Raw genomic sequence first — 13,000 nt, 5'->3', positions numbered from 1 at the left:
CTCCTTGGTTCCAAAATTACCAAGCAAAGCGTCTACAAATCTAGGGGCACCTCAGTTCGTAAGGATTGGAGGCGCGCCCACCTACTACGATCGCTGCCCCAAAGTGTTCCTCTCAGCCATCGCCCTCGCGGCTCCCGTCATCTATTGATTATGAAACCTGACTTAAGACCGGACAGAGGTGGAGCGGGCTGAGAAGGGGAGATAGCGAATGTCGGCTTACATATTTGCATTCGCCTTTCTGGTCATGCTGCACGATGTCACGGATGACCGGTTTGCTGAAGCTGCGCCGCGGCGATAGGCGACAGGGCGAATGTCCAGATTGGGCCGGAAGCGATGGTGTTGCCATTGGCGTCAGCCGTATGGCGCGCGGCGTTGCCGCATGCCTGCTTCGAGCCCTCTTTGCCCAACGCTGTTCTGCAGCATGATGCACGGGCCGGACATTCAGCCTGTCGCGAGTCTCCCGAACCGGACTTTAGTCTAAAACGCCTAGGTGGCCCGATACAGGACCCTGCTATCTGATGCGGGTCCGTCGATGTCGTTTAGTTACGCAGCATTCTGCTGCGCAGGCCCATCGACGATCATCATGGGACAACCGCGCGAACAGCGCTCGACCCGGCTGTCGATGCCGTAAAGCTGGTTGATCATCTGCGGCGTCAGCACTTCCAGCGTGGGGCCGGTCGCAATAATCCTGCCATGCGCAAGCGCCATCACTGTGGTGCAAACGCGCATAACCTGGTTGAGATCGTGCAGCGCAAGAACCACGACGGCCCCGGTGTCACGCGCATAGCGGTTCAGGGCGTCTAAAACCTCATACTGCCGGTAAAGGTCAAGGGCAGAAGTCGGTTCGTCCATCAGGACCACCTTGGGGCGCGTCACAAGTGTCTGGGCGATCGACACCGCCTGCCGCTGGCCGCCGGAGAGTTCCGGCAATTGCTGCTCTGCGAGATGGGCCACACCGAAGCGCTGCAGCGCGTCATCGACGGCGGACAGTTCCGATGCGGACAGCCGCCAGCCGCCGGCGCCCTGCTTGAGTGCCAGGATGATGGATTCATAGACAGTCAAAGCCGCGCTCATGCCGGTATCCTGCGGCATGTAACGCAGATCGTCTGCTGTGGCACCCGACAAGCGCATAGCACCGGAGCCCCGCAACTGTCCCGCGATGCGGCGGAACAGGGTCGACTTGCCCGCAGCGTTTGCGCCAACCAGCGCGGTCAGGCTGCCGCCGGAGATGTCAGGGGTGGAGGCATCGGTCAGAATCGTGCGCCGTCCATAGCGCGCGCCGATCTGGTCCAGTGCAAGCGTTACCATGATTTGCGTCCTTTGGTTAGGATGAGGGCGGCGAAGAAGGGCACGCCAACGAGGGCCGTGATGATACCGATGGGAAGCACCGCACCGGGCAGGATTGCTTTGGACAGGACCGAGGTCGCGGACAGGATCAATGCCCCCGACAGCATCGCGCCGGGGAGGAAGAACCTCTGATCTTCACCCAAGAGCAATCGTGCCATATGGGGGCCGACAATGCCGATGAAGCCAATCGTTCCAACGAAGGAAACTGGGATAGCGGCTAATAGCGATACAAGAAACAGCGTTTCGAGCCGCAGGCGCTTGACCGGCACGCCCATCGCCGCCGCGCGGATTTCGCCCAGACGGATCGCGGTCAGCGCCCATGCGCGGCGGGCAAAGAGCGGTGCGCAAACCGCAAGGATCGCCGCCGTGACGGCAACCTTGGCCCATGTCGCCTTGGTCAGGCTGCCCATGGTCCAGAATACCACAGCCGACAGCGCCTGCTCTGAGGCGAAGAATTGCAGGAGTGCCAGTGCCGCGTTGAAGGAAAAGACCAGCGCGATGCCCAGCAGGATGATGGTTTCCGTCGTCACGCCGCGCAGAGTCGACAGGCCAAAGATCAGCAGCGACGCCGCCATCGCCATGGCGAAGGCGTTGAGCGGAACCATCAGCGCGATGGCCGCAGGAAAGAGAGATACGCCCATCACCATGGCCAGCGCCGCGCCGAAGCTTGCCGCAGCGGATAGGCCGAGGGTGAAGGGGCTGGCCAGCGGATTGGCAAGGATCGTCTGCATCTGCGCACCCGCCAGCGACAGGCTGGCCCCCACGGTGACGGCCAGCAGCGCCATGGGCATGCGGATGTCCCAGACAACAACGCGCATCTGCAGGTCGGCAGCACCGGGGGCAAAGATCGTGTGCAATACCTCGCTCAGGGAATAGCGCGCGGGCCCAAGTGCGACGTCGACCGCCAGCGACAGCAGCAAAAGTGCGGTCAGGCCGGTCAGGATCACGATCCGTCGCGCGACCAATCCACGATAGCTGGCAGCATGGGACGCGACGTGTGGTGTCAAAGCAGTCATGGGATGGCTCCAAAGGGTGGGACGGCTCGCAAGCCGCCCCGTCAGCTCACTTGTCGGATGCATTCAGCGACACCCAGTAGCCGGGGTGGTAATCGATCGGCAGGAAGCGCGCATGAAGTTCCGCCAGCGTCGCCTCAGGGTCGAGGTCGGGGAACAGTTCGGGATGAATCCACTTTGCCAGCTGCTGCACGGCGACAAAGCTGTAAGGATTGTTGTAGAACTGGTGCCAGATCGCGTGCACCTGACTGTTTTCCACCGCTTTGACGCCGGTAAAACCGGGCCGCTGCATCAGGGCGGCCAGCTTGGTCCGCGCCTCGGCCTCGTCCGAGCCGGGCCCGACGCCAACCCAGTCCCCACCGGGCACGTAGGCTTCCCAATTGCCGCCTGTCACGATGATCTGGTCGGGGTTCGACGCAATAATCTGCTCGGCGTTGATCGTGCCGAAAGTGCCGGGGATGAACGGACCGGCCATATTCTCTCCCCCCGCGAGTTCCAAAAAGGTTCCGAAGTTGGCGTTGCCGAAGGACATGCAGCAATCCTCGGAATAGCCACCAGCGCGTTCGACGAAGACAAGCGGTCGGTCGAGGTTCGTCTGGGCGTCGATCACATCTGTGACGCGGGCGATCTGGGCATCGTAGAATGCATTGAACTCTGCGGCGCGGTCTTCCTTGCCAAAGATCTCGCCGATGATCTGCATCGACTGCGACGTGTGCACGAATGGCTCTTCGCGGAAGTCGACATAGACGATCGGGATACCGACTTTGGCCAGTTTCTCCTCGTAACCTGCCTCGTCCGTGGCAGCCTTCGCCTCGAGGTTGAGGATCATCACGTCGGGGTCAAGTGCCACGGCCTGTTCGATGTCGAAGGTGCCGTCCTTGAACCCGCCGAACGTGGGGATGTCCGCGATCTGGGGAAACTTCTCAGCATAAAGCGCGTAGCTTTCGGGTGACGCCTGAAGGAGGTCGTCACGCCAGCCGACCACCCGCTGAAAGGGATCTTCGCCGTCCAGCACGGCCGCGAAAAAAATCTGACGCCCTTCACCTAGGATCACGCGATCGGCAGGGCCATCCAATGTCACCTTTCGACCGGCGATGTCTGTCAGGGTGATGGGCTCTGCCAGCGCCAGGGTGGGAAGAAGGGTCAGCGCTGTCGCACCAAGCACGCGTCGAAGGGTCATGTCCGTATCCTATTTTTGGTAACTCCTCATGGCTTAAATTTATCCGACTAAATTAGTCAAGTTATAGGTTGATAAAAATAGTCGGATAAAGAAAAACCGGTTACAGATGAAGCGAGGGACACTATGACCGCGGCAAAAGCGACGAACAGAAACATCCGGGACGATATCCGCGAATACTGGTCCGACCGCGCCGCGACCTTCGATGACGACCCGGGCCACAAGATTTTCGAAGGTGCCGAGATGGCTGCTTGGACGGCGCTGTTTCGCTGGCACCTCGGCACGGCAAGGGGGCGGAGGTTGCTGGATCTCGCCTCTGGCACTGGCGAAATTGCGCGCCTTTGCAAAAGGATGGGCTTTGACACGACAGGTCTCGACTGGTCCGGACCGATGCTGGACCGCGCGCGTGCGAAATTGCCAGACATGACTTTCCTGGAAGCGGATGTCGAACGGACGACGCTGCCACCGGAAAGTATGGACGTGATCGTGACCCGCCACCTGGTCTGGACCTTGGTCGATCCGGCAGCAGCATTTGCAGAGTGGAAGCGGGTTCTCGTGCCGGGTGGGATGCTATTGATCGTGGATGGTGATTTCGTAACTCGAAGCTGGCTGTCGCGGCTGTCGAACCTGTTGGCACGCGCGGTCAGTGATGGGAACGCTGCACGCCACAAAGAGATTCTGTCGCAGGTCCATTTCTCGCGAGGCGCGCGGGCCGAGGCCGTTGCCAGCCTGCTGACCGATGCAGGGTTTGCGCAGGTCCGCATCGACCGCCGCCTTGGCCCGGTCCACAGGGCACAAGCGGCACAACTGGGCTGGCGAAAATCGCTCCTGCGCCGCTCGGAACACCGTTACGTGGTCAGTGCAATAAAGTCCGTTCGACCAAGGTAGCGATCAGAATCTGCAATCTCCGGCAAACCCGGCGCGGTTCAAGCCATTGCTTCACCGGGGCAACGTATGACAACTCCCCACTCAAGTTGATATCCGCTGCACCAGCACAACACAAACTTTGGCATCTGCAACGAACGGCAGGAGTGTCCGCTTTACAGGCCTTGGGTGCCTGAAAATGCCGCGCAATGCATTAATGGCTGTTCTGGGTAATCTGCATTGCAGCGTAGGGTCCGGCGATGAATAACCGCTAAGGGCCGATCTCTAAGTCTATTCGAAACCATGAAGTGAGCGGTGATGAATGAGGTAATATCTTTGCCGCTCGCTCAGAGAGACGTTCAGGGCCTCAATCCCTAATGATCTTCGGGAGGCTTCCGACAAGCGCTTAGAAATCAGCAGAGCGCCGCCATCCGCGAAGCTGATGAAGCCCTTATCGAACAGTGTGTCCCAGTTTGGTGAGAGCAAAAGAGCGTTGTCTGGATTCAAGCAATCGTCGGGATTTTCGCGGCAATCTCTCCACGGCTTTATGTGCGAGGCGACAAGTAGTGCGGTTTCGCTGAGCCCTGTAACTAAGCAGCGCTTGTAAGCCGTTAATACCCGAGGGTAATCCTCCCCAAAACTAAGGGGATGCGGATGTAGAATTTTTCAGCAAGATACGTGAGGAGATTTTGATTGAGATGACGAGATTTAACGAAACCCAGATCCTTTCAATCCTGCTCCAAGCTGAAGGCTGCGTGCCGGTGGCTGAGCTGTGCCGCGAGCATGACATATTTTAAGAAATGGCGCGCGAAGTATGGCGGCAGGGATGCGTCCATGATCAGCCAGATGAATAGCCTTAAAGACGAGAACCGCAGTCTGAAGCGTATGTTTGTTGATCTGAGCATGCAGTCTGATCATCGGGCGACAAAAAGCAATTCTGTTACCCTAAGTGTTACCCCACTGCCCATAGATCGTATCTTAAAAGATTAAAAAGCCCTCTAAGTCACTGACGTAGAGGGCTTATTATGGCTCCGACGGTAGGGATCGAACCTACGACCAATTGATTAACAGTCAACTGCTCTACCGCTGAGCTACGTCGGAAAACCTGCGGGCTCTATAGCGGTGTGGTTTTGGGGCGTAAAGCGGAAATCTGCATGCCGAGGCGAAGTTTTTGTCGGCCCTGCGACAAACCGGTCTTTGGCATCGATTGCCTAAAATTCATGCTGGACCGGTTGCGGACTGTCCTTATAGTCGTGCGAGGCGAAGGCCTGGAGGATGGGCCCGCCCAACAGGAGGAATTCTATATGAAACGCAGACAATTTCTGACGTCCGCTGCCATTGGTGGCGCGGCGACTGCGCTGGCCACACCGGCACTGGCGCAATCGGCGACCGAAATGAACATCGTGTCCACATGGCCGCGTGACTTTCCTGGCCTGGGCACGAGCGCGCAGCGCTTGGCCGCACGGATCGAGGCGCTGACCGAAGGCCGCATCGCCGTGAACTACTTTGCCGCAGGCGAACGCGTCGGTGCGTTCGACAGCTTTGACGAAGTCGCCTCCGGCAACTCTCAGGCCTATATCGGTGCCGACTACTACTGGAAGGGCAAGCACGCCGGCTGGTCGCCGTTCACCGCGATCCCGATGGGTCTGACCTATACAGAAATCGACGCCTGGATGAAATTCGGCGGCGGTCAGGAATTGTATGAAAAGCTGGGCGATGAATTTGGCGTCATCGGCTTTCCGGCGGGCAACACTGGCGTTCAGATGGGCGGCTGGTTCAACAAGGAAATCGAATCCGCCGATGACCTGCGCGGCCTGAAAATGCGTATCCCCGGTCTGGGCGGTGACGTGATCGCCAAGCTGGGCGGCTCGCCTGTGTCCGTTCCCGGCGGCCAGATCTACGAAAACCTTGTCTCGGGTGCGATTGATGCCACCGAATGGGTCGGTCCCTGGAACGACTTCTTCCTCAAGCTCTATGAAGCGGCACAGTACTACTACTGGCCCGGTTTCCACGAGCCCGGCTCGCAGCTTTGCCTGGGGATGAACAAGTCCTGGTGGTCGGGTCTGTCGTCCATCGATCAGGAAATCATCAAGGTCGCCTGTGCCGAGGAAAACGCCGTGTCCATGGCAGAAGCCAATGCCAACAACGGTGTCTACCTCAACCGTCTGATCAACGAATACGGCGTGGAACTGCGTGAATTCAACGATGACGTCTACGAGGCCTTTGGTTCGGCCTCTGCCGAGGTGATCGAGGAAGCCCGCGATCACAGCCCGCTGGCCGCCGAAATTTTCGACAGCCACCTGAACGCGCGCGCGTCGGTCGGTGCCTGGTCGAACCTTTCGGACGCACCCTATGTCACGAAGCGTAACCGCATTCTGGACATCTAAATCGTCCCACCGGGACTGACCCCGCCCGGTCTGGGGTGGGACAGATCAGGGCAGATATCATGTCTGCCCTGATCGGATATCAGACACAAATTTTCAGGAGACACTGGAATGGAAAAAGAGTCAGCGTCGCGTGCACTGGTCGCGCGCGGGTTCGGATGGCTGGTCTTGGCTGTGACGGCCGGATACATGGTCAACGTTGTTCTGAACTTCTGGTTCGATTTTCCGGGTGTCACCGCCGGGCTGGAAAACCCGCTGTCCCTGGTGCAGGTCGCGGTTTTTGCTGTGCTGGCGGCTGTCGCCGTTTTGTATGTGCTTCGCAACCCTGACGTCAGTCTGCGGGCGGACGCGACGCGGATCAGCGATTTCAACCGGTTTCTGGTGCGGGCCGCGTTCTGGGTGGTTCTGCTGGTCGGGATCGGGGATTCGATCCTGTCTTTCCTGCGCGTGCAGGGCTTTCTCGAGGGGATCGTCGGCGATGACCTCGCCAGCAGCCTCGCGCGGGCCGATTTCCGCGGCGTCTACCTGCATGTGCCGCTGATTATTCTGGGTATCGTCATTGGTGCCGTGACCCGGGGGCTTGGGTTTACCTGGTTGACCCTGATGGTTGTGATTGCCGAACTGGCGATCGTGTTCAGCCGCTTCGTCTTTTCCTACGAACAGGCATTTCTGTCGGACCTGGTGCGGTTCTGGTACGGTGCGTTGTTCCTGTTCGCCTCGGCCTATACCCTGCTCGAGGATGGTCACGTGCGCGTTGACCTGTTCTACGCCTCGATGCGGCGCGAGACAAAGGGACGCGTCAATTCTGTCGGTGCGGTCATCATGGGGATGACACTGTGCTGGACGATCCTGATCGTGGGCTTTGGCACGGCGAGCAGCGTGATCGCCGGCCCGATCCTGGTTTTCGAGGTGACGCAGGCGGGCTTTGGCCTCTACGTCAAATATTTCATGGCGGGTTTCCTCGCTGTCTTTGCGATCACGATGATGGTGCAGTTCGTGGCGCAATTCATGGATTCAATCGCTGACAAACGCGGTGAGCCGGGCGGGCGCGACGCGCACGCCGGCACGATGTAATCGCATCCAAGGGATACTGATATGGAACTTTTCTTCCTTTTGATGCTGGTCGTCATCATGGCCGGGGCCCTTGGATCGGGCTATCCGGTGGCGTTCGCGCTGCCCGGTGCCGCCATCCTGACAATCGGTGCAGCTGCCGCGACGGGCTACGTCTTTGACGGTGATACATCGGCGTATTTCTCGAACTCTGGGCCGTCACAATGGCTGTCGGCGGGGGTGACGAACCTGCGCGGGGTCTATTGGGAACCCGAACGGGATACGCTGATCGCCATTCCGTTGTTCATTTTCATGGGGATCATGTTGCAGCGGTCCAAGATCGCCGAGGATCTGCTGGTCACCATGGCGCAGCTGTTCGGTCCGGTGCCGGGTGGTCTGGGCATTTCGGTCGTTGTGGTCGGTGCGCTGCTGGCTGCAACCACGGGTATCGTGGGGGCGACGGTGGTCGCGATGGGGATGATTTCCCTGCCAGCGATGATGCGCAACGGATATTCCAATGCGCTGTCCACGGGTACGATTGCGGCCTCGGGGACATTGGGACAGATCATTCCGCCATCCATCGTGCTGATCATTCTGGCCGACCAGTTGGCCAGTGCCGTCGATCAGGCCGGGCAGGCGCGTCAGGCCCTGTACCGGTCGTCGACCGGCGAGTTGTCGATGCCGACGGAATTCGCGGTCAGTTCCACATCCGCCGGTGACATGTTCCTGGGGGCCATGATCCCCGGCCTGCTGCTGGTCCTGCTTTATATCGTGTTCATTCTCGTGGTGGCGATCGTGCGGCCCAAACTGGCACCCGCCGTTCCCTACGAGGGCAAATACGACACGGCGTTCCTGGGCAACGTGCTGCTGGCGATGATCCCGCCGCTGGCGCTGATCCTGCTGGTGCTGGGGTCGATCATCGCGGGTATCGCCACGGTCAACCAGGCCGGGGCCATCGGTGCGGTGGGTGCCATGATCATGGCCGGATACCGCCTGCATCCCGAAGGGCGCGGTCAGAGGTTCACGCCAGCCATTATTGCCATCGTCGGTCTGGGTGTCGTGACCTATGCCCTGTCCAACTACGACACCAACGTGTTGAACATGCAGACCGCAGAGGACCGCACCGGTGTCACCATCGCGGCCGTCGGCGTGGCGCTGCTGACGATCTCGATCATCTGGTCGGGTATCCGTGCATTCTTTAACGAAGACGCGCTGCGCGGTGTCATGGTCGAAACGGCCAAGACGACATCGCTGGTGTTCATCATCCTGCTGGGTGCGGCCATGCTGACCGCGGCCTTCCGCGCCTTTGGCGGCGAGGAACTGGTCAAACACTTCCTCGAAGGTCTGCCGGGGGGATTCTGGACGAAATTCATCATCGTCATGGTGGTGATCTTTGTTCTGGGCTTCTTCCTCGACTTTATCGAGATCGCGGTCGTCGTGGTGCCGATCGTGGCACCGATCCTGCTGGCCGATCCGGAGGCGAATATCACGGCCGTCTGGCTGGGTGTGATGATCGGTCTGAACATTCAGACGTCGTTCCTGACACCGCCGTTCGGATTTGCACTGTTCTACCTGCGCGGTGTCGCACCAGCGGCGGTCAAGACCATCCAGATCTACAAGGGGGTCGTGGCCTTTATCGGCTTGCAGCTTGCGGCATTGGTCATCGTGGCATTCAACCCGCCGCTGGTGAACTATCTGCCCGCCCGGACCTCGCTCATATCGGAAAACGCACCGCCTCCGGTAAACCCGGCATTGCAGTATTGCATCGAGGAATTCGTGGCCGAACAATTCGCGGCGAATTCAGCGACGATTTCATCGGCGATCCAGCAGGCGCGTGCGTTGGACGTGTCCTATCTGCCGGAGGATCTGGTTGACGACTGGACCGATGGTCTGGACAAGGCCGAACAGGCGATGCCGATGATGCAACGCATCGTGGATGCCACCGCAGCACAGTACGCTGCCGCCGAGGATTACCGCGAGCCGCATACCTTTGTGCGGGCACTGGAACGTGACGCTCGCATGCTGGAGCCCGAAATCGAAGATCTGCGTTTGCGGGCCTCGCGTGGGTTCGGCGACCCAGAGGCACAGTTGGCCCGCGCCGACATGCTGGAGGCAGAGCGCGATGCGCTGCTGGCACAGATCCCGGAAACCTGGCCCGAAACGCAAGAAGCCTATGCCGTGCTGAACCGGGAAAACCAGACGGCGCGCAACATCTACCGGCGGACTGTCGACCAGGCCTATGAACCGGTGCCGGAACTGCGCGCCATCATCGCCTCGGTTGACGCGCTGGCGGCATTGGGTCCGCAGATCGACGCGCTTGCCGCTGATGCGCTGACGATGGATGCGGAAACCGCCGATGTCCGGTTCCGTGAAGTCGAGAGTGCGCTGGGCGATGTCGAGGGTGCCCGCGATATCCGGGGCCTCTTGTCGGATGCCCGCAACGAGATCGACGACAGGTCGCCCGATCCCGAGCGCGGTCTGGAATACGTGGTCGAGGCCCAGGAACTGTTCGCGGCAGAAGTCGCATGGCGGACCCGCGCTGCGACCGAGCTTTTGCCCGGCCTGATTGCCTATGACGAGGCGATCCAGGGGACCATCGGTCTGCGTCAGCAGTCACGTTTGCCCCGCGAGACGGCACTGTATGTCGCGGGTTGTTCCGCGCGGCACCGGGATATCTCGCTCAACTTCTGACGGGCAAAGGGCCGGGGAAAATCCCCGGCCCTTTGGTTTTGGACGATCCCGGCAGGTGTCAGAGCATGCTGACGACGATCACCATGATGATGGAATACAGCGCGATACCGCCGCCGATCAGGTAGTAGGGAAAATTCCGCGTCACGTTCGCCGTTGCCATCGAGCGCGCCTGATAGATCAGTTCGGGCCAGCTGTATGACACAAAGTCGCCTTGGGTGAAGACCACCTTGATCCGGCCTTCGGCGTCGACGACGGGCAGGCGGCGGAACCGTTCGTTCGACATCTGGCGCATCCAGTCAGTCACGTCGTCTGTTTCCACCGCCAGCCGCGGGTTGGCGGTCATGATGTCCGACAGCTTGGTCGTCTTGGCGTCCATGCCCTTGCCAACCAGTTTGTTCATCACGTCGCGTTCCGTCACAACGCCGATTACCTTGTCGTCGGCATCGACCACCATCACAGAGCCATAATTCTTGTCCGACATTGCGGCCACGGCATCAAAGACGGTGGTTTCGGGGCTGCGCGTCAGTGGCTTTGGCTTGGACTTGTATTCAGGCCGATCCATCAAGCGGCTGCCGGGTCTTTGTGTTGACTGTGCCATTGCGCGATCCTCTGTTTGTTACTGTGTCATTTGACCTAATGCAGCTTGACCATACGGCAAGTTGGTGCGCGTCAGCTGTGCCGCGACTGTGCGGCATTGCAGCTTTGCCATTGGTGAGCGCCTGTGTAGTGTGCGGCAAATTGGCAAAGGACGTCCTCGATGAATGCCATCGTTTCCATCAAAAACCTGCACAAGGCCTACGATAGTGGATTTGTCGCACTGCGCGGCGTCGATCTGGATATCGCCGAGGGCGAAATCCTGGCGTTGCTGGGGCCAAATGGTGCGGGCAAGACCACGCTGATTTCGACCGTTTGCGGCATCACCGTCCCAACGGCGGGAAAAATCATGGTCGGTGGTCATGACACAGTGACGGATTACCGCGCGGCCCGCAGTCTGATCGGCCTGGTGCCGCAAGAGATCAATCTGGAACCCTTTGAGACGGTCGAAAACACCGTATCGTTTTCGCGCGGGTTGTTCGGCAAGAAAAAGGACCCGGCCCGTGTGGCGGAGGTTCTGAAAATGCTCAGCCTCGATGACAAGGCCAAATCCAAGATCAAGGAGCTGTCGGGCGGCATGAAACGTCGGGTCCTGATCGCCAAGGCGCTGGCGCATGAACCAAGGGTCCTGTTTCTGGACGAGCCGACAGCCGGTGTCGATGTCGAGCTGCGCAAGGACATGTGGAATGTCGTGGCCGACCTGAAGGCGCATGGCGTGACGATCATCCTGACCACGCATTACATCGAAGAGGCCGAGGCGATCGCCGATCGTGTGGGCATCATCAGCAAGGGTGAAATCCTGTTGGTCCAGAACAAGGACGAGATGATGTCGCAGATGGGCCGCAAGGAGTTGCGTGTTGATCTGGTCGAACCGGTAGAGACCATTCCGGACGCATTGATGAAATATGATCTGGTGCTGGCCCCGAATGGTCGGGCCGTCACATATACCTATGACACGCGCGCCGAACGGACCGGTATCCGCACCGTGTTGAACGACCTCGACGCAGCGGGCCTGCGGATGGCGGACCTGCAAACCCAACAATCCAGCCTGGAAGAAATCTTTACCACGCTGGTCAAGGAGCAAAGCGCATGAACTGGACCGCGATCCGCGCCATCTATGTGTTCGAGATGGCCCGCTTTTTCCGGACACTGACGCAGTCACTGATCAGTCCGGTGCTGTCGACGTCGCTGTATTTCGTGGTGTTCGGCACGGCCATCGGCAGCCGGATCGAAACGGTCGAGGATGTCAGCTATGGCGCGTTCATCGTGCCGGGGCTGATCATGCTGTCGGTCATGACGCAGGCGACCAGCAACGCCAGTTTTGGCATCTATTTCCCGAAATTCATCGGGACGATCTATGAACTGCTGTCGGCGCCCGTGAATTTTCTGGAAATCACCTTGGGCTATGTGGGGGCTGCGGCGACCAAGGCGTTGTTCATCGGGGTTATCATCTTTGTCACGGCGTTCTTTTTCGTCGATATTACCGTGCAGCACCCCTTCGCGATGATCGCGTTTTTGTTGATGACCTGCGTCAGTTTTGCCCTTCTGGGGTTCATCATCGGCATCTGGGCGGGCAATTTCGAACAACTGCAACTGATCCCCTTGCTGGTGATCACGCCACTCGTGTTCCTGGGTGGGTCATTTTATTCGGTCACGATGCTGCCGCCGATCTGGCAGACGATCACGATGTTCAACCCGGTGGTCTATCTGATTTCGGGGTTCCGCTGGGCGTTCTTCGGCACGGCGGATGTGCCGGTGGCGATCAGCCTTGCGGCCATCGCGTTTTTCATGGCGGCCTGCATGGCCGCGATATGGTGGATTTTCCGCACCGGTTGGCGCATCCGCCAGTAAGCCTTGTCGTCGGACCGCCGGGAGCCTAG

At 59.5% G+C, this 13,000-nt stretch carries 11 protein-coding genes, 1 tRNA gene and 1 pseudogene; 7 read left to right on the top strand and 6 right to left on the bottom strand.

Features of this window, described 5'->3' with window-relative positions; genetic code table 11:
* Window positions 1-543 precede the first annotated feature (543 nt).
* Genes LGQ03_RS06495 through LGQ03_RS06485 form a run of 3 tightly spaced genes read right to left on the bottom strand, consistent with a single transcriptional unit; the run spans window position 544 to window position 3,540 of the window.
* The gene (locus LGQ03_RS06495) at window positions 544-1,308 is read right to left on the bottom strand and encodes an ABC transporter ATP-binding protein (RefSeq protein WP_226747736.1); all 765 of its coding nucleotides are present in this window, start codon (window positions 1,306-1,308) and stop codon (window positions 544-546) included.
* Complete coding sequence (locus LGQ03_RS06490; RefSeq protein WP_090160754.1) at window positions 1,302-2,363, bottom strand: FecCD family ABC transporter permease; 1,062 nt, start codon at window positions 2,361-2,363, stop codon at window positions 1,302-1,304. The genes LGQ03_RS06495 and LGQ03_RS06490 overlap by 7 nt, the downstream gene beginning before the upstream one ends.
* Before the next feature lie 46 nt (window positions 2,364-2,409).
* Window positions 2,410-3,540, bottom strand: a complete 1,131-nt coding sequence (locus tag LGQ03_RS06485) for an ABC transporter substrate-binding protein (RefSeq protein ID WP_090160757.1) — start codon at window positions 3,538-3,540, stop codon at window positions 2,410-2,412.
* Window positions 3,541-3,663: 123 nt separating this feature from the next.
* On the opposite strand from LGQ03_RS06485, the gene LGQ03_RS06480 reads away from it, so the two are divergent.
* Window positions 3,664-4,425 (top strand): class I SAM-dependent methyltransferase, encoded by a 762-nt coding sequence (locus LGQ03_RS06480; RefSeq protein WP_226747735.1) that lies wholly within the window; start codon window positions 3,664-3,666, stop codon window positions 4,423-4,425.
* Between the two features lie 267 nt (window positions 4,426-4,692).
* Here LGQ03_RS06480 and LGQ03_RS16770 read toward each other — a convergent pair whose 3' ends face one another.
* Complete coding sequence (locus tag LGQ03_RS16770) at window positions 4,693-5,064, bottom strand: HNH endonuclease (RefSeq protein WP_090160761.1); 372 nt, start codon at window positions 5,062-5,064, stop codon at window positions 4,693-4,695.
* Between the two features lie 29 nt (window positions 5,065-5,093).
* On the opposite strand from LGQ03_RS16770, the pseudogene LGQ03_RS06470 reads away from it, so the two are divergent.
* A pseudogene (locus tag LGQ03_RS06470) lies at window positions 5,094-5,316 on the top strand (transposase); the annotation flags it as partial.
* 111 nt (window positions 5,317-5,427) lie between these two features.
* Here LGQ03_RS06470 and LGQ03_RS06465 read toward each other — a convergent pair.
* Window positions 5,428-5,502: transfer RNA gene (locus LGQ03_RS06465), tRNA-Asn, on the bottom strand.
* Between the two features lie 203 nt (window positions 5,503-5,705).
* Between LGQ03_RS06465 and LGQ03_RS06460 the strand changes: the two genes are divergently transcribed.
* From LGQ03_RS06460 to LGQ03_RS06450, 3 genes are all read left to right on the top strand, one after another.
* Window positions 5,706-6,788: a TRAP transporter substrate-binding protein gene (locus LGQ03_RS06460; protein ID WP_056036409.1), complete on the top strand. Its 1,083-nt coding sequence runs from the start codon at window positions 5,706-5,708 to the stop codon at window positions 6,786-6,788.
* Window positions 6,789-6,896: 108 nt separating this feature from the next.
* Window positions 6,897-7,859 (top strand): TRAP transporter small permease subunit, encoded by a 963-nt coding sequence (locus tag LGQ03_RS06455; protein ID WP_226747734.1) that lies wholly within the window; start codon window positions 6,897-6,899, stop codon window positions 7,857-7,859.
* A gap of 21 nt (window positions 7,860-7,880) precedes the next feature.
* Window positions 7,881-10,526: a TRAP transporter large permease gene (locus tag LGQ03_RS06450; protein WP_226747733.1), complete on the top strand. Its 2,646-nt coding sequence runs from the start codon at window positions 7,881-7,883 to the stop codon at window positions 10,524-10,526.
* Window positions 10,527-10,584: 58 nt separating this feature from the next.
* Here the strand turns inward: LGQ03_RS06450 and LGQ03_RS06445 are convergent, their stop codons facing one another.
* Window positions 10,585-11,124: a CBS domain-containing protein gene (locus LGQ03_RS06445; protein WP_226747732.1), complete on the bottom strand. Its 540-nt coding sequence runs from the start codon at window positions 11,122-11,124 to the stop codon at window positions 10,585-10,587.
* A gap of 159 nt (window positions 11,125-11,283) precedes the next feature.
* On the opposite strand from LGQ03_RS06445, the gene LGQ03_RS06440 reads away from it, so the two are divergent.
* Window positions 11,284-12,213 (top strand): ABC transporter ATP-binding protein, encoded by a 930-nt coding sequence (locus tag LGQ03_RS06440; protein WP_090160770.1) that lies wholly within the window; start codon window positions 11,284-11,286, stop codon window positions 12,211-12,213.
* Entirely contained in the window at window positions 12,210-12,971 is a 762-nt protein-coding gene (locus LGQ03_RS06435) for an ABC transporter permease (protein WP_226747731.1), read from the top strand. The genes LGQ03_RS06440 and LGQ03_RS06435 overlap by 4 nt, the downstream gene beginning before the upstream one ends.
* Window positions 12,972-13,000 lie beyond the last annotated feature (29 nt).

The organism is Loktanella gaetbuli (assembly GCF_020531945.1).
GTDB classification, from domain to species: domain Bacteria; phylum Pseudomonadota; class Alphaproteobacteria; order Rhodobacterales; family Rhodobacteraceae; genus Loktanella; species Loktanella gaetbuli.
This window is presented reverse-complemented; position numbering and strand designations above follow the sequence as displayed.